A 16,746-nucleotide genomic window follows, 5' to 3' on the forward strand; every position below is an offset into this window, starting at 1 on the left:
GCGAGTGAATTTATTTCACCGTTTGGAGGGCAACAATGAGATCGCAGATCTCGCGAACTGCACCTTGTCCTCCTGGTAATTTAGTGATGTAAAGAGCGCAGTCTTGATTGGCACGCATGGCATCAGCTACCGTTAAAGGACAGCCAACAACGTGCATGACTTCTAGATCGTTAATGTCATCACCAACATATGCCACTTGAGACAAAGATATGTCTAAGTTTTGACACAGATGAATTAGAGTCGGTAATTTATCTTTAATCCCTAGATAAGCGTGATTAATTCCTAAATCTTTGGCGCGATGAAGGGTGGATGAAAAAGACTTAGCTGTAATAATGGCAACTTCTACGCCAGAGTACATTAATCGCTTTAATCCTTGACCATCCTTGATGTTAAATCGCTGCTGAACCTCACCGCTTTCGGAGTAGTAAAGACCCCCATCTGTGAGGACACCATCAACATCAAGAACTAACAATTTGACTTGCGACAAGCGCGCATTTCTTTCAGAAATATTGTGCGAATCTCCTTGAAAGCTGCTATGCGATCGCAATTCGGGTTCAAATTCAAAAATGGTTGTCATGTTAAACAAGGGCTGGAGTTACTTCTAAACAGTTACGGACGTTGATAATTTGCCTCAACACGGTTTCCAATTGAGCCAGAGGAATCATATTTGGACCATCACTTGGTGCATTGTCTGGATCTTCGTGAATTTCCATAAATAAGGCATCAATTCCAATGGCAGCGGCGGCTCTTGCCAAGTAAGGTACGAATTGGCGCTGTCCGCCAGATTTATCACCTTGACCCCCCGGCATTTGGACGCTGTGGGTAGCATCAAAGACTACGGGATACCCCAGCGATCGCATTTGTGGTAAAGACCGAAAATCTACTACCAAAGTGTTGTAGCCGAAACTCGTACCGCGCTCGGTTAAAAGAATCCGCTTAGTTCCAGCTGCTTCTAACTTGCGCACGACTTGCCTCATATCCCAAGGTGCGAGAAACTGACCCTTTTTGACATTGACAACTTTACCTGTTGCTGCTGCTGCCAAAAGCAAATCGGTTTGCCGACACAAGAAAGCAGGAATTTGTAGAACATCAACCACTTCTGCAACAGTCGCTGCTTGGTGGCTTTCGTGAATATCGGTGAGGACTGGGACTCCGACTTCCTCTTTTACCCGTTGGAGAATTTTGAGTCCAGATTCTATCGGTTGTCCGCGAAAAGAATTAATTGAGGTGCGATTGGCTTTATCAAAGGAAGACTTGAAGATAAAAGAAACACCCAAGCGATCGCACACTTTAGCAATTTCCTCTGCCATTTTCAGCGTAAAGTCTCCCGATTCAATCACGCAGGGACCACCAATTAAGGTGAGAGGACAGCCATCGCCAATGGAGAGAGTTTTGGAAATTTGGGTTTGAATCATTGTGGTTACTGATTGATGAGATACACGATCTGTAGGGGCGCACATTTGAGTAGGGGCGCACAGCTGTGCGCCCCTACGATTGTTTCAAAAACCTACTACCTAGCAACGGGCGCAACGTCTTTGTTGCTAGCGCGATCGCTGCCCGCAAATGGCAAGATTTTCTTCGCAGGCTGTTTCTTCTGCCAAGAAATCCCTTCATAGTTAGCCAAGCCTGTAACGGCAGACTCGCTGCTCAACCGCACCAAGTCGAGAACGGCAACGTTACTCTTGAGTCCTTGTATGTTGCTGAATTCCGGTCGTTTTTGAGTAATCGCTAGAGTTTGGCATTCATTCAACACGCTATCGATATCTGTGCGCAAAATGCGATCGATTTGCGGTAGCTGGCGTTGCAGGTATTCTAAGTTACTACCTAATAGCACCTCTAGATTTACGTCTGGATCGTAGACCGAGATTTCTAAGCCATCCTGCCACAACTGACGGATGAGGCTAATGACGGGACTTTCGCGCAGATCGTCCGTACCTGCTTTAAAACTCAAACCCAAGATACCGACGTGCTTAGCACCAGTTTCGTGAATTTTGATCCGAGCTGCTTCAATTTGCAACGTGTTGCTGGGTAGTACTGAGTCTAGAATCGGGATTTCAACCCCCAACTGCCGAGCGTTGAATATCAAAGAGCGCAAGTCTTTTGGTAAACAAGAGCCACCAAAAGCAAATCCAGGCTTGAGATAGGCAGGGGAGATGTTGAGCTTAGTATCGGCACAAACGAGCTGCATCAGGACGTGACTATCTATTCCCAGGCGATCGCAAATCCGACCGATTTCATTACTAAACCCGATCTTGAGTGCGTGAAACGTATTGTTAACTACTTTCAACAATTCCGCTTCCTCTAATGCCACGCGATGTAAAGGAGCCTGGATATTGCTATAGAGTTGGGCGATCGCATCACCCGATTTTTTGTCTAATTCCCCAATTACGGTATAAGGAGGCGCGTGAAAATCTGTGACTGCTTCCGTCTCGCGCAGAAATTCTGGATTGACTACCAAACCAAAGTCCTCGCCAGCAGAACGCAGCGAATGCTGTTCTAGCAATGGTAGGAGAAAATCGCGGGTTACGCCAGGAAAAACCGTACTGCGGAGAACGACAACGTGATAGCGTTGCGAATGCTTCAACCCACTACCGATCTGTTGGGCAACTCCCTTAATATAGTTAAGCATTGGACTACCATCAGCCATGCTAGGCGTACCAACGCAGATCAGCGAAGCATCAGCTTCAGCAACGTATTGTTCGCCATCCGTGACAGCCCGCAACCGTCCTTGAGCGATTCCTTGCTGAATTAACTCATCTAAATCGGGTTCTTTTAACGGACTGCGCCCGCTATTAAAGACTTTTACTTTTTCTGGATTAAGTTCTACACCTATAACATCATGTCCGGCTTGCGCCAAGCAAGCAGCAACAACTGTACCGACGTAACCTAAACCCCAAACGATAACGCGCATTGTTATTTTCCTATTAGTAGTAGTGGTGCGTAGTGCGTGATTTATTGCCAAATACTTTTTGGTTAAGGCAAGATCCCCCCTAACCCCCTTAAAAAGGGGGGAACAAAAGCCCCCTTTTTAAGGGGGTTGGGGGACCTCCAAGATCTGCGTTACTAACCGAGATATGTTGGATTTACTGCTTAACGACAGTTTGAGCAATTAGGGCTTGCGCTTGTAGCAGATCGCTCGGGGTGTTGATTTCTAGCACGGCTTTTTGAGTTTGACAAACGACGATCGCATAGCCGTGTTCGAGTACGCGCAACTGTTCTAAACCTTCGCAGTGTTCTAATGGTGTCGGAGTCAACTGAGCGTATTTGGCAAGAAAATCGCGACTAAAAGCGTAGAGTCCGAGGTGGTGAAATACTGGAGCCGCACCTTGGTTGCGAAAGTAAGGAATGGGGGAACGGGAGAAATAGAGCGCCCGATCGCGGCGATCGCACAAGACTTTTACGGCGTTGGGGTCGTTGTAGCTCTCTTCATGCAGCGGACAGGCTAGGGTCGTCATATCGGGTGACTCTCCTTGCAAGTAGGGAGTGACGAGTTGAGTCAGCATATCTGCGGTGACGAAGGGTTGATCGCCTTGGACGTTGGCGATCGCCGTCATTTCAGGATATCGTTCTGCGACTTCTGCGACTCGATCCGTACCTGTTTGATGGTCGCTGCGGGTCATTTCTACCACCCCACCAAACCGACGCACGCAGTCAGCGATCGCCGTGCTATCTGTCGCCACCACAACTTGACTGAAAGCCGGACAACGTTTAGCCGCTTCATAAACCCATTGCACCATTGGGCGATCGTCAATTCTGACGAGTGGCTTGCCAGGAAAGCGTTGCGAGTTATAGCGAGCTGGAATCACAGCTAATATGTTCATAGTTATCAGTATTAGGGAACAGGGATAAGGAAGCTCCAGGGACTTCAGGAGCAGAGAGGCAACTACCAACTACCAATTACCAACTACCACTCCCACTCAAATACCGCTGCGGACTATATCGTGTACCCGAATTAAACCAATGCAACGCTGTTCCTCAACTACGGGCAAAATCGAAATTTGGGAAGGACGATTTTCCATTAATTCCAAGGCATGGTAGGCAAGTATATCGGGGGCGATCGCAATTGGATTTGCTGTGGCGATCGTTCCTGCTGTCAGCGTTTCCAACTCTTGATGTTTGACTTTTTGGAGCAATCGTCGCAGATCGCCGTCTGTAATAATTCCGACCAAATAACCTAGATCGTCTACCACATTGACAGCACCCAAACCACCTTCACTAATTGCACTCAAAACTTCAATCCAAGCGGCTTCAGGCGCAACAACGGGATTGTGCGCGCCAGCGTGCATTAAATCTCTTACCCTGAGAGTTAAGCGTTTGCCCAATCGTCCCGCAGGATGGTTATATGCAAACGCTTCTGGGGTTAAACCTTTGACGTGCATCAGGGCGATCGCCAGTGCGTCTCCAATTGCTAAGGCGACAGTTGTACTACTTGTGGGGACTAAATTAAACGGACAAGCCTCGCGATCGACTGCGGCATTAAGACTTACATCAGCATTGTAAGCAAGCGTGGAACGCAGTCTGCCGACGATCGCAATAATTGGGATCTGCCGACATTTAAGATAGGGCAACATGGCAACCAATTCATCGGTTTCGCCACTGTTACTCAAGATCATAGCAACGTCACCTCCAGCCACAATTCCAATATCACCATGCAAGGCATCAGATGGGTGCAGAAAAACCGCTGATGTCCCCGTACTGGTTAGAGTTGCAGCAATTTTCTGGGCGATAATTCCTGACTTGCCAACACCCACCAAGACAACCTTACCGTGACAATCAGCCAACAGCTCAACTGCTCGTTCTATACGCTCTGGCTGTAACTGATTTGCTGTTTTGATAATTGCATCTGCTTCTTGTTTGAGCAGCTCGACAACTTGTAAGACATAAGTTTTAGGCTCTGGCTCTATGCATTGCATATTTTCAATACCTCGATCGGATGAGTGGCTGGTGGCTAGTGGAACCAGTGAAAAGTAGTAAATAGGGTGTGGGGTGTGGGGTGTGTGGGAGGACACTCGAAGAATTTTCGAGAGCGCTCTCCCTTGTCCCCCTTGTCCCCCTTGTCTTTCCCTACTCCCTGCTCCCAGCTCGTCCCTGCTCCCTGCTCCTTACTAACTGATTTAATGCTTCGCTCAAAATTTGCCGTCCTTCATTCCGCCATGCCGTATAGGTTGCTAATCCTGCACTTGCTGCTTGTCGGCGTGTATTTGTATCTTGTAAAGCTCTAAAGGCTGAGACAAATTCCTGCGTACTGTGGCAGGCATAGTAAGCTCCTGGTGTTGGTGGTACGCCGCGAAAAGTCTGAGGTAAACCAATTACAGGCAAGCCAGAAGCCATTGCTTCTAAAACTTTGATTTTGCATCCCCAACCAATTTCTACTGGCAAACAAGCAATATCGATGTTGTCGCGCATGAAAGCTGACAAATCGTCAACAAAATCGTGAATGACGATCGCGTTTGAGGCATACTGGCTTAAATGCTCGGCACAACCCTTGCCGACAAAGTGAAAGCGAAATTGATCGGGCATGGTTTGCTCGACTGCCGGAATGACTCGTTGTAGCAGTTGTCGCACTCCCGATAGATGGGTTGGACTGACGTAATTGCTGCTAATGTAGACGACATCGAGTGGTGACTTGTTATCTTTTACCGGAATGCGTTCCCGTTCTAAAAAAGGAACAACCCAATCTTTACGCACAGTCCCACCGTAGAGGCGCGACATAAACTGCATGTCGCTGTAAGCATTGAAAAAGATCCGGTCGGAAATTCGATGCATTTGGCGCTCGGAAGCAAAGGATTGGGTTGTTTGTTGTAAGAGTTTTTTGCTCCACTTAACGGTTTGTTTGAAAGTGTCTTGGTTCCAACCAGTTTTCCAAGGTCGAGAGGCGATCGCTGTTTCTATGTTGTGCGCTAGTTCAAAATCGTGCGGTCGAAACCAGAGATGCGCTCCTTTTAAGTCGAGTTGAGAGACTAGCGGTACGAGATCGGAATAATTACACCAAACGACTTGGGGTTTGCAATCGTCAATCAGCGTTTGTAACTTGTGCAGATTTTGTGTTGTATGCGGATCTTTCGCTACAGAATAACGAAAACTACGTTCAAACAGGTGAAATTCTATATCTATTGGTAAGTCAATTCCAGGTTCGCCATTAGCTTTAAAAATTCTTTGTCCGGGCCAATTGTATGCAGCAACAACGACTCGCCAGCCAGTTTGTTTGAAGAACAGAATCAGTCCCCAAATATGAACTCTAGTACCGTTGGTTGGAGGGTATGGGAGAGGACAAATGACTAAAATAGTATTTGTCGCAGGCGTGGTAATAGTATTTGTGATGTCAGGGGCGAGCTTTTCGGTTTCGCTATAGAGCATGTGCTGAATAAAACCTCTTTATATGAGTCGATCACTTGGCTGCCAGAGCTACTTTTTTGATAGCGTTTTCTAGTTTTCTGATGTATTTCGTTTTGAACGAAGGTAATTCTTGATGTTGCTTAGAATCGAATAAAGGCTGCTTAACTTCGCCAACCAAATTCACAAAATATCGAGGAGAATCTGTTAGCGATCGCACGCTGACACCATGTAAAGAATAAACCGAGTTGAGGAATAATATAAGGACGTTGCGATCGTACTCAATTGTTTTGACATGCTTGATGTAAGAATCGTCAATTGCACTGCTTCTAAATCCGTAAGGCTTGCCATTCTTGAATTTATAAATTTCTAGATTGCCTCCTGTCGATGTATCTTGTGGATCGCGCAGATAAAATAGTCCGGCGAATAGTTTATCTGGTAAATCTATGTGCGCGCCTCTGACTGCATTTGGTTTAGTAATAACGGGTGTATTTATACAAATCAGTGCGTCGAGTAACACATCTACACTTTCAAACGTGTCAACTTTTCGCAATCCAGATTTTAGCGTTTTAAACGAGCCATATTTTTGCTCGAAGTCAGGATACATCTGGAGAATAGGAGCTTTAAAGATATTGAGAAACTCTTGAAAGAATGTATCGGATGTATGTAAAGCAATAAACTCTTTCCAGAAAGGAGTAATTCGCTCGTCATTTAAACTTTCTTGCGCTAAATAATGCAATCTTTTATTGCTAGACAAATCTGTTCCTTTGTTGTCTTCTCCTTGCCTTAAAATTTCAATATCAGCCCATTCTGATTTCAGCTTTGAGTAGACTTCTTCATCCAAAGCATCTTTAATGACAATATGAGGAAATGGTTCTGAAAAGATATCGGTTGGCTTAATTTTAGATAAAAGCGATTTCATTGCTTGACTCCTCTTAAAACTTGCGACTATAAAAATTTAGAGCTAAAAATAAATAGCTCTATTTCCAATGTCTATCGATTACAAGATTAGGTTGGACACATTTCTTGACTAGCTATCATTCTTGCAATCTCTGATACATTAACTACAAAATTGCTGTTTTTGGATGTTGCCTGACCGCACCAGTATTCATAATTATGATTCAGAGATTTTGCTAAGAAGTAAAAATGCGGCAAAATCTCCTGTGTCGGAAATATTTCTAAGACATTGACTCCTTCGGCAAAAATAATATTAGAAAGTCCAGCACCATGCGAACCTATAACGTATTCGCTATCACTAAAAAGCTCGATTTGGTCTTCAATTGATATCTGTTCAAGTAGGTATTTCTTGAATCCGTACTTACTCAACACATCAAATAGTTCATCTTCATTCAAAATATGTCGTCCCTTTTTTGAAGCTCTTCTAGAGATGAAAATACGATTGATTTTCTTTCGCGGTCGTTGCGGCGTTACTTTCTCTGTGAAAAATTTTAAATAATCGGAAGGTAAGTATCCTGCATGGCGACGAGTTAGAAAAGAGGGAAAGATTAGATTTTCGATCGCATAATTTTTATCTGGACTTACCTTAGTAAGTTTTACGTTGTTTGGCAGTATTTTTGAGAGCAAAAACTCTTCCGACTTCGTAATTTTGGTTGAAGCCAGCAATTTAATTTCTTCTATGTCTTTATATTGTGGTCGATCGAGCAAGAAAATTCGCGGAATGTTATCGATTAGCTGGTGATAATACCCATTGGCAAAAGAACGAAAAATAGCACAAACACCTGCAATTTTTTCTATTTTATTGAAATAAGTATTTTCTGCAATATCATATTTATTCTGCTCGATAGTGGTGTTTATGGAGTTCGAGATAACTTTGCGCGTTTTTGTCAGCAAAATATCAAATTTTGTACAGTAAATTACGTCCTGTAAAGTAGTCGTGTATATATCTGGAAGAGAATAGGTTGCTGCTTGCAAATGTTTAATCTCGCGGAAAAAATTCATCTGTTGAGTTTCTGGTATATAAATAGTTTGACCAGAACATGATAAATGTACTCTTTGAGAATTTTTATACTGCTCCTCAAGTTTGACCTCATGCACCAATAAATTGGTCAGATATTTTCTTGCTGTTAAATTAGATTTGTGAGAAATTTTTTCTAGAATTCTCATTTTTTGTAGCCCATCCCGTTTTGAGTATGTCTAACTTCACGAAAGTGATTTAAGACCCTTGCCGTGAGGGTTGCACGCCTGAAACTTAAAGCAAGACGTTATGATTTAATAGATGACCAATCGCTAATGACAGTTATAATCAACTTGATGGAATTTCAGCTTGGTGTTGTTGTACTAACATCTGGCGATGTTTAGAAAAATAAATAGACCAGACAGATGCCTTAATTAATTCTTTAACTAATTGCTCCCAGTTCTTGTTTTTTCCTAACCAAGTCCCGAGAACTAAATAGCAACGAATTCGTTCGGATAGGCTGAGAGGTACATCTTTAATAGCACTTAAATAATCTAAGAAAACACTCCATTTAGGAAAGACAGGTTTTTCTCCTTTGGTATCAGGGTTGAATAACCGCATACGTAGGTAGGGGCTATTCATCTCCTTACTAGAAGAACGCTGAGAATGTTCTCTGTTAAAGAACAAATATTCAGGAAATTCATAATATTTACCTAATAAAGTCATGCGAGCCAGAAAAGGCTTATCCCCACCAGAGTAATCGCCTAAAAGAGGAGTTGTTGCAGCAACACTATGACGCATGACTCCAAAAAGTTGCTGACCGCGATAGCGTCGAGAAAAAGAGTCAATTATCAAATTCCGAAAGCGAATATGAGCGTGCGGTGAATTAGTGAGTAGAGGGTTTTCATCGTAGTTTTGCTCCAAAACTGTGCCATGCTCGTTAATTAATTTAGTCTTGGTGTAGCACAATACGACATCTGGATTTCGATCTAAAACTTCAACACATTTTTCAATCCCTTGTGGAGCGCAAATATCATCGTGGGTAGCCCATCTAAAATACTCGCCTGTCGCTAATTGAAAGGCGCGTCTGTAATTTCGATGAACGCCAATATTGCGATCGTTCCGATAGTATTTGATCCGCCGATCTTTTGCTGCGTATGCTTGACAGATTTCCTGAGTGCGATCGCTGGAGGCATTGTCTGAAATAATCAGCTCAAAATCTGTATAGGTTTGAGCCAAAATTGCATCTATTGCTTCTGTGATATACTGCTCGGCATTATACACGGGCATACCAATGCTGAGGCGCGGTTGCTGGTGATTCATTTAATAGGTAATGGGTAATTGGTAATTGGTAATTGATAGTTGTTGGTTACGGGTCACTGATAACTGTAGGGGCGAGTTTTGACCAAAGATTTATCACAATTGCCAATCTATTCGCTAAACCCGCTCCTACGATAACTGGTCACTGTTGAATTAGGACGACTGCTCGATCGCTGGTAGTAGAATTGTTCATACGATCTTTCAGGCGATCGGCAAGTCGGATCGCTAAAGCGACAATCGTGAGAGTAGGATTGGAGAGTCCGCTGGTAGGGAAAACCGAGCTACCAGCAACATATAAGTTGTGAATGCCATGCACTTGACAATGCTCGTCAACCACACCTTCCTTGGGGTTGCTACTCATGCGGGTTGTGCCGATATGATGATACGAGCCAGCGACCGATCGCCAAGTCGCTTCATCATCAGTTAGTTCGATGTGAATTTTACCCAGTCCAGAACGCTCGAATTCTGCTGCGATTAACTGTTGCGATCGCGCAATTGTATACTTGTCAATTGGACTCAAACGCCAGTCAAGCTGGACGCGATTCATCCCTAATCGATCGCGATCGCGGCTGAGAGTAACCCGACTATCGGGATTGGGTGCTTGCTCTCCGATTAAATGGGTATCGCAACTATTAAATTGTCGCGCTGCAATGGATTGCTGAAACAGTTTTTTTGTCATTCTGTCAGCAAAGCGATTGGGACGGCTAGCAACTTTGATGAAATCTGCGATCGTAGAAGCCTTACCAACGTTCTTCCGTCCTTCTGCAATGGAAGGAAAAGCTTTATGTCGGACTGACTGTTGAGTTTGCGATCGCAATCGCTTGTAAGCTTCTAACCATTCATCAATAGCTAATAGTCTCAAGCCAAAATTCAGAATTTGTTCGCGTTCTTGCACTTCTTTAGACAAGCCTAAGCCTGTTGCCAGAAATGTTTCACCCACGGGAAACTTAATTCGCGTGTATAACTCAGCTGAGTTGGACAATTCGGCTTTGCCAGAAATGAGATAGGGATGCTCCATGAAGAATCTGCCCACCAAATCGTATTGGTTGCCGACTCCGCCACTTTGCACCCGGTTAGAGGCTAAGAGCAAGCGGGGATTTTCAATTCCACCCGCTGCCAGCACGAAGACTTTTGCTGCTACCGAGAACTGTTTGCCATCCGAGCTTGCCACCCGCAGCCGCGTCACGGCTTGAGCGCCTTCGTTGGTTTCAATTTCCAGCACGTTGGCATGGAGATAGGTGGTGATATTACTTGCCTGCTCGATTTGGGCGCGATACGCTTCCCCAAAACGCAAGTGAGTACATGGGATAATCTGCCATAGATAGGTAGCCAGCTGCTCTGTAGTTGCGGGGACTTGACATTGTTGAGCTAACGCCTCTTGCCAATAGTCTAAATCGTATTCAAACGGACCCAAATGACAAGCAGTTTGCGCCCGTTCGTAGTAGGGGTCTAGCTCCGCTTTCGGAAAACACCAACCGCTATAGGGCATCCAGGGACGATGCTCAAAATCAATTTCATCCATCGGACGACTCCAACCGCCCCACAAATTCGTCGAACCGCCGAAATAGCGCCCCCGCGCTTCTTTCAAGGGAAAATAAGCTAGACCTGTATTCTCGCCCGCATACAGCGATTGAATCTGTTCCTCATAGTCAAATCCGCCACTTTCAAGCAAACAAACTTGTTCGGGGCGATCGCGCAACTCTCGTGCGAGCGTAATTCCTGCCGCACCAGCACCAATAATACAAATGTCTGTTTCTACCAGACTTTCTGCTGGTAATTTCAAAGCATCAACTAACATGATTACTCCTCTAACCGATTGAGGCAAGATCCCTCCTAACCCCCCTTAAAAAGGGAAGAAACAAAGCCCGCTTTTTCTAGGAAAGCCCCCTTTTTAAGGAGGGAAACAAAGCCCCCTTAGAAAGGAGGTTGGGGGATCTCCAAGATCTTTGCATCACTCATCAAAATGTAATGGAAAGCCCGCTTTTTCCAGAAAAGCCCCCTTTCTAAGGGGGTTGGGGGATCTCCAAGATCTTTGCATCACTCATCAAAATGTAGTGGTTTGTCTAGCCGCGATTTCTAATCGCCTAGCTTCTTCCAAAAGAAATCGCGATCGATCTGCTGAGTCTGAATTAAATATTCCAACTGCTTCAACCGAGTAAATCCTCTGAATAAAAACGTGTCCGCAGTCATATCAATTTGAGTAAATAGATCGAATAATTGTTGAGCGCCGCGCCGTGCATCCCACTCGCATTTGAATCCTGGCAGTACCGTATTAATCTTCTCGAAACTGACGCGATAGCTGCGGTTATCTGCCCCATTTTCGCCAAAACTCAGCTTGCATCCTTTAAAAGTTTCAGCAATGATTTCGGCGACTTGTTTGACACGATAATTTTGCGCCGTGTCACCCACGTTAAAGATTTGATTGTGAATAATATCGCGCGGAGCTTCCAGCGTGCAGGCGATCGCCTTAGCAATATCGAGGGCGTGGACTAGAGGTCGCCAGGGCGTACCGTCACTGGTCATTTTAATTTCTTTGGTCGTCCAAGCCAAGCCTGCCAGGTTATTTAAGACGATATCAAAGCGCATTCTAGGGGAAGCACCAAAAGCTGTCGCATTTCGCATGAATGTAGGCGAAAAACTATCATCAGCCATTGTCGTGACATCTTGCTCTACAAGCGTTTTACACTCGGCATAAGCGGTTTGCGGGTTGACAGGAGATTCTTCAGTCACATCTCCTGCGGTTGCAACTCCGTAAACGCTACAGGAAGACATGTAGACAAAGCGCCGCACTCCAGATGTTTTAGCTAAGGTAGCGAGGCGGACGGAACCTTTATGATTAATGTCGTAAGTAATGTTGGGATAGAGTTGTCCGGCTGGATCGTTGGAAAGCTCTGCCATATGGACGATCGCTTCCACCCCTTCCAGATCTTCAGTTGAAATCTGCCGCAGATCTTTATTGAGTGTTTTAGCAGTCAGTTTCGTGCCGTTGTACAACCAACCAACTTTATAAAACCCCGTGTCTACGCCAATAACTTCATGCCCGCGCTGCATCAACATTGGGGCTAGTAACGAACCGAGATAGCCTTCTGTACCAGTGACAAGAATTTTCATGATTGTAAGCTTGAATTTGTGTATGTGGGGCGATCGCATTCTTTAGACGGCACTGTCGCCAGTTAGAAATAGTGTCTCTTCTACACTGGAAACTTGGCGATCGCTATCTCTAACATTGAGCATTTCTTGCAGTAAAACTTGCAATTTCGCAATATCTACCGTAATGCCTTTGTACTTTCCAGTTTTATTCTTTGGATCGAAGCCCTCTCCCAGGCAACCGTAGTAAAAACCTAATGCTTGTGCTAGTGCAAAGAAACACGGCGTACCAAACGAACCAAACAGATCGATAACAATTAATTTCTGGAGTGCAAAAATTATATTTGTTAGACCAGCACCGTGAGGAGCAATAACTATTTCCGCTTGGGAAAATAGTCTAATTTCATCTACAAAACTCAGCTCCTCCATTGTATAAGCGACGAAGCCCAAAGGAGCCAAAACCGCCATGACATCTGCTTCATTAATGATATTTCGTCCGGCTGATTTGGGTCGAGAAATATATATTCTAGGTGATAAAGAGAGAGTGCTGTTATTATCTGACAGATTGCTCAATAAGCGCTGGCGCAGCCACTGACAGGCTGTAGGCGATATGATGTTGTGTTCTCGTCGAAAAGAGGGAACAACTAACTTTTTAACTTTAACGCCGGAGTCGTTCCATTCAATACAATCATCTGGGTTGTATCCTAAAAGTCTGAGAGACTCTTTTTGCCATTCTTGAGGATTAGCATGAATAATGATAGTTGGTTTAATTCCAGTTTGTGCTTGATAGTACTCAATTCCTTCAAGTCGAGTTAGACAATCGATCAACCAGTGGAAGTAACCGCTATTCCAGTTAGTTAACGAACAAGCCGCTTCTAACTGAGGTGCTGCCCAGTTAGACAGTAACTTTTCCAAAAGTAAAGTTTGAGCTGGAATATATTTAATGCAGTCTGGATTTCCCGAGATCGTTTCTGCAATTATGTTGCCAGCCTCGTCAAAACCAATAGCTATAGTTCCAACTAACTTAGCATTTTCCACCTCTATGACAAATGGTTGTGACAAATTATGTTGACCAGTTGTATTTAAAATTTCTCGAATCTGGTCAGAACCGTTACAGGGGTGATTAATGAGAATTGCTTCTTCGGCATTAAACTGGAGAACTCGATGTTTGATATTTCCCTCAAAAACTTCCTTTCTCGTGATGACTTTCAAGCCAAACTTTCTAACAAAATAAAAGGTCTGTTGCTGAATTGAGCGTCGGATCGCTCCACCAATTGTTCTACGATGAGCAGCCGAAATCTTTTGCTTGAGCAAATTCCTCAAAGGCGCGACCAAAAAATTTACCACAGCATCTTTCCTGCAAAGATTAGAATTTTTGTTAGTCGGAACTTAATCGAATTAATTAAGTACAACAGGATTTATTGCTGTACTCAAGGTAGTGCTGCCTTTCTCTGAATAAAAGTGCGATCGCTAAACAATCTAGTAGCCAGCTAGTTGTTGCTCGTCAATAAGTAGACATTACAAGTTAGCGATCGCCATATCTGTTGTTTAACATTTCTGCCACCAAAACCCGCAATTTGGGAATGTCAACCATTATGTTATTGTTCTGCTCAAAGGAGTGATTGTTTCTCAAATTGTAGTCTGCTGTAAGACATCCATACTGAAAACCTAGTGATTTCGCTAAAACTAAAAAGCACGGAACACCAGTTGAACCGAAAAGTTCGATGACACTCAAGTTCTGGGCAAATATTATATTTACTAGACCAGAACCATGAGGAGCAACAACCATTTCTGCTTGTGAAAATAGTCTAACCTCGTCTGCAAAGCTCATCTTTTCTGGTGCGTATGCCACAAATCCAAAAGGAGATAGAGTTTCTAATACATCATCTTCATTAATTACTTTACGACCTGTTGTTTTGGCGCGGGAAATATAGATTCTTGGTGAAAAAGAACGCTGACTGCTCTCTATATTAGGAAGATTACTCAATAGGCGTTGACGAAGCCACTTGCAGGCGGCTGGTGATACAGGGAAGGCTTGCTCGCGTCGAAAAGATGGAACTATTAATCGGTTGACTTTTATTTTTGAACCCTTCCAAAGTATACAATCATCTAGTCCATATCCTAAAAGTTTGAGAGACTCTATTTTCCAGGTAGGAGGATTTGATTCAATAATTAAAGCTGGTTTTCTCTTAGTTTGCTTTTGATAATATTCGAGTCCTTCAAGCCGCAATAAACAATCTACTATCCAATGAGAATAATTCTTAGACCACCAATTAAGTAACGAACAAGCTGTATCCAGTTGATGAGAGCCGAAGCTAGGTAAATTCTTTAAAATCAAGGTTTGTGCAGGGATGCCATTAGGTAAATATCTTTCTATATTTACTAGATTTTGCATTACAGTTTCTGTAATTAAGCCTCCTTCCCGGTCGAATCCAACTGCTGCCGAACCGACAAGCTCGGCGTTTATTACTTCAGCTACAAAAGGCTTATTTAAAGTAAATTTGCCAATCGATCCTGTAAGTAAACTTGTAGTTTTAATTAAATTAGGTAGTTCATTTACTCCATTAAACGGCTCACTAACTATAAAATTTTCTTCAGCTCCGAAGGGGAAAATTTGGTATTTATCGTTGTTTTTAAATAGTTCTTCCTTTGTCAGTATATTAAAACTTTTCTTCTCTTTAAAAACAGAAAATATCCACTTACGCAGTGATTTTTTAATTCTTTTATAAAGGACTATGCGATGACCAACTAAAATCTTTTTCTTCAGCAGATTCCTTACAGATGCCATAAAATCTTTCCTTAAAAAGCTATGACTTGTTATTTCTGTTTAGTCGGTAATACTTCTTGCAGTTTGGTCGCACCACTAATGGACAACATCTCTTCTACCAAAGCTTGTAGTTTAAAAACATTTACCATCATGCCTTGGTACTTGCCACTTTTGTTTTTCGGATTGAAATCGACTCCTAAGCAACCGTAGCGAAAACCTAATGCTTGCGCTAAAGCAAAAAAGCATGGATTACCAAATGAACCAAAAAGTTCAATCAGGCTGAGTTTCTGAGCAAAAACGATATTTGTGAGACCAGCACCGTGAGGCGCAACGATAAATTCAGCTTGTGAAAATAATCTCACTTGGTCTGCAACACTTAACTCTTCCATTTTGTAAGCCACAAATCCCAACGGAGATAAAACTTTTAGAACATCATCCTCGTTAATGATATGACGACCTGTTGTTTTGGGTCGAGAAATAAATATCCTGGGTGAAAAAGCAAGATTGCTACTAACAGCAGGAAGATTGCTCGACATGCGCTGACGCAACCACCGACAAGCTTGAGGTGATATGATGTTGTACTCTCGCCGAAAAGAGGGGACGACTAATCGTTTAGCTTTGATTTGCCCTCCGTTCCATTGAATACAATTATCTGGATCGTATCCTAGAAGTCTGAGAGATTCTTGCTTCCATTTAGCAGGATTAGGATTAATAATTAAAGTTGGTTTGATTCCAGTTTGGGCTTCATAGTGTGCCAGTCCTTCAAATCGAATTAAGCAATCTACTATCCAGTGGAAATAGCCACTATTCCAATTCACTAACGAACAGACTGTATCAAGTTGAGAAATTCCCCTGTTAGGGAGTTTTTGTGAGATTAAAGTTCGTGCAGGTATATATTTTCTACAGTCTGGATTACCTGTGATTGTTTCTGAGATGATGCTTCCTTCGCGATCAAAACCAACAGCTATAGAACCAATAAGTTCTGCATCAGCTGCTTCATGTACAAAAGATTCATTTAAGATGTACGTACCAATTGTACTGGCGATCGCTTTTATATCGTCCGAGAAGTGACTTGGTTTGCCAAGGATAATTGTCTCGCGATCGCTAAATGGAAACACGCGATCTTTTGTGCGATCGGCAAGTAGTTCTTTCCTGGTTATAATTTTTAGGTTGAATTTACTTATGAGAGAAAACGTCCACTTTTGAAATGTTCTTCGTAACGTTCCGCCTAATGCTCTACGAGAAACAACCAGAAATTTTTTTTTGAGTAGATGCGTTAAAAAAATCACAAAACCTTTCCTGAAGAAACTAGTGTTTGCTGATT

Annotated in this window: 14 protein-coding genes; all 14 read right to left on the bottom strand. The window is 43.3% G+C overall.

The window, feature by feature from the left end; translation table 11 throughout:
* Window positions 1–10: 10 nt before the first annotated feature.
* A complete protein-coding gene (locus tag H6G17_RS08080) occupies window positions 11–577 on the bottom strand; it encodes an HAD-IIIA family hydrolase (protein ID WP_192155950.1) in 567 nt (188 codons plus the stop codon).
* Window position 578: 1 nt separating this feature from the next.
* Complete coding sequence (gene kdsA, locus H6G17_RS08085; RefSeq protein ID WP_015152815.1) at window positions 579–1,415, bottom strand: 3-deoxy-8-phosphooctulonate synthase; 837 nt, start codon at window positions 1,413–1,415, stop codon at window positions 579–581.
* 95 nt (window positions 1,416–1,510) lie between these two features.
* The gene (locus H6G17_RS08090) at window positions 1,511–2,911 is read right to left on the bottom strand and encodes a nucleotide sugar dehydrogenase (RefSeq protein ID WP_192155956.1); all 1,401 of its coding nucleotides are present in this window, start codon (window positions 2,909–2,911) and stop codon (window positions 1,511–1,513) included.
* 172 nt (window positions 2,912–3,083) lie between these two features.
* Window positions 3,084–3,821 carry a 3-deoxy-manno-octulosonate cytidylyltransferase gene (gene kdsB, locus H6G17_RS08095; protein ID WP_192155958.1) on the bottom strand — a complete coding sequence of 246 codons (738 nt, stop codon included), beginning with the start codon at window positions 3,819–3,821 and terminating at the stop codon, window positions 3,084–3,086.
* Between the two features lie 96 nt (window positions 3,822–3,917).
* On the bottom strand, window positions 3,918–4,913 hold the full coding sequence (locus tag H6G17_RS08100) for a KpsF/GutQ family sugar-phosphate isomerase (protein ID WP_192155960.1): 996 nt from the start codon (window positions 4,911–4,913) through the stop codon (window positions 3,918–3,920).
* A gap of 151 nt (window positions 4,914–5,064) precedes the next feature.
* Window positions 5,065–6,357: a glycosyltransferase family 4 protein gene (locus H6G17_RS08105; protein WP_192155962.1), complete on the bottom strand. Its 1,293-nt coding sequence runs from the start codon at window positions 6,355–6,357 to the stop codon at window positions 5,065–5,067.
* Between the two features lie 31 nt (window positions 6,358–6,388).
* Entirely contained in the window at window positions 6,389–7,255 is an 867-nt protein-coding gene (locus tag H6G17_RS08110) for a hypothetical protein (protein WP_192155964.1), read from the bottom strand.
* An 86-nt stretch (window positions 7,256–7,341) separates the two neighbouring features.
* Window positions 7,342–8,457, bottom strand: a complete 1,116-nt coding sequence (locus H6G17_RS08115; RefSeq protein WP_192155966.1) for a glycosyltransferase family 61 protein — start codon at window positions 8,455–8,457, stop codon at window positions 7,342–7,344.
* Window positions 8,458–8,596: 139 nt separating this feature from the next.
* A complete protein-coding gene (locus H6G17_RS08120) occupies window positions 8,597–9,571 on the bottom strand; it encodes a glycosyltransferase family 2 protein (RefSeq protein ID WP_192155968.1) in 975 nt (324 codons plus the stop codon).
* Window positions 9,572–9,710: 139 nt separating this feature from the next.
* Entirely contained in the window at window positions 9,711–11,366 is a 1,656-nt protein-coding gene (locus H6G17_RS08125) for a GMC family oxidoreductase (RefSeq protein WP_192155970.1), read from the bottom strand.
* 278 nt (window positions 11,367–11,644) lie between these two features.
* Window positions 11,645–12,679, bottom strand: a complete 1,035-nt coding sequence (locus tag H6G17_RS08130) for an SDR family oxidoreductase (protein ID WP_192155972.1) — start codon at window positions 12,677–12,679, stop codon at window positions 11,645–11,647.
* 42 nt (window positions 12,680–12,721) lie between these two features.
* Entirely contained in the window at window positions 12,722–14,002 is a 1,281-nt protein-coding gene (locus H6G17_RS08135; RefSeq protein ID WP_192155974.1) for a glycosyltransferase 61 family protein, read from the bottom strand.
* Between the two features lie 178 nt (window positions 14,003–14,180).
* Window positions 14,181–15,443, bottom strand: a complete 1,263-nt coding sequence (locus H6G17_RS08140) for a glycosyltransferase family 61 protein (RefSeq protein ID WP_199316589.1) — start codon at window positions 15,441–15,443, stop codon at window positions 14,181–14,183.
* Between the two features lie 29 nt (window positions 15,444–15,472).
* The gene (locus tag H6G17_RS08145) at window positions 15,473–16,711 is read right to left on the bottom strand and encodes a glycosyltransferase 61 family protein (protein ID WP_192155976.1); all 1,239 of its coding nucleotides are present in this window, start codon (window positions 16,709–16,711) and stop codon (window positions 15,473–15,475) included.
* Between the last annotated feature and the right edge of the window lie 35 nt (window positions 16,712–16,746).

Origin of the sequence: Chroococcidiopsis sp. [FACHB-1243] (genome assembly GCF_014696895.1) — a bacterium.
GTDB lineage: Bacteria > Cyanobacteriota > Cyanobacteriia > Cyanobacteriales > Chroococcidiopsidaceae > Chroococcidiopsis.

Bases quoted from the DNA above. Each gene is read 5' to 3' on its own strand.
- H6G17_RS08080 (WP_192155950.1), bottom strand. From the start codon at position 577: ATGACAACCATTTTTGAATTTGAACCCGAATTGCGATCGCATAGCAGC.
- kdsA (WP_015152815.1), bottom strand. From the start codon at position 1,415: ATGATTCAAACCCAAATTTCCAAAACTCTCTCCATTGGCGATGGCTGT.
- H6G17_RS08090 (WP_192155956.1), bottom strand. From the start codon at position 2,911: ATGCGCGTTATCGTTTGGGGTTTAGGTTACGTCGGTACAGTTGTTGCT.
- kdsB (WP_192155958.1), bottom strand. From the start codon at position 3,821: ATGAACATATTAGCTGTGATTCCAGCTCGCTATAACTCGCAACGCTTT.
- H6G17_RS08100 (WP_192155960.1), bottom strand. From the start codon at position 4,913: ATGCAATGCATAGAGCCAGAGCCTAAAACTTATGTCTTACAAGTTGTC.
- H6G17_RS08105 (WP_192155962.1), bottom strand. From the start codon at position 6,357: ATGCTCTATAGCGAAACCGAAAAGCTCGCCCCTGACATCACAAATACT.
- H6G17_RS08110 (WP_192155964.1), bottom strand. From the start codon at position 7,255: ATGAAATCGCTTTTATCTAAAATTAAGCCAACCGATATCTTTTCAGAA.
- H6G17_RS08115 (WP_192155966.1), bottom strand. From the start codon at position 8,457: ATGAGAATTCTAGAAAAAATTTCTCACAAATCTAATTTAACAGCAAGA.
- H6G17_RS08120 (WP_192155968.1), bottom strand. From the start codon at position 9,571: ATGAATCACCAGCAACCGCGCCTCAGCATTGGTATGCCCGTGTATAAT.
- H6G17_RS08125 (WP_192155970.1), bottom strand. From the start codon at position 11,366: ATGTTAGTTGATGCTTTGAAATTACCAGCAGAAAGTCTGGTAGAAACA.
- H6G17_RS08130 (WP_192155972.1), bottom strand. From the start codon at position 12,679: ATGAAAATTCTTGTCACTGGTACAGAAGGCTATCTCGGTTCGTTACTA.
- H6G17_RS08140 (WP_199316589.1), bottom strand. From the start codon at position 15,443: ATGGCATCTGTAAGGAATCTGCTGAAGAAAAAGATTTTAGTTGGTCAT.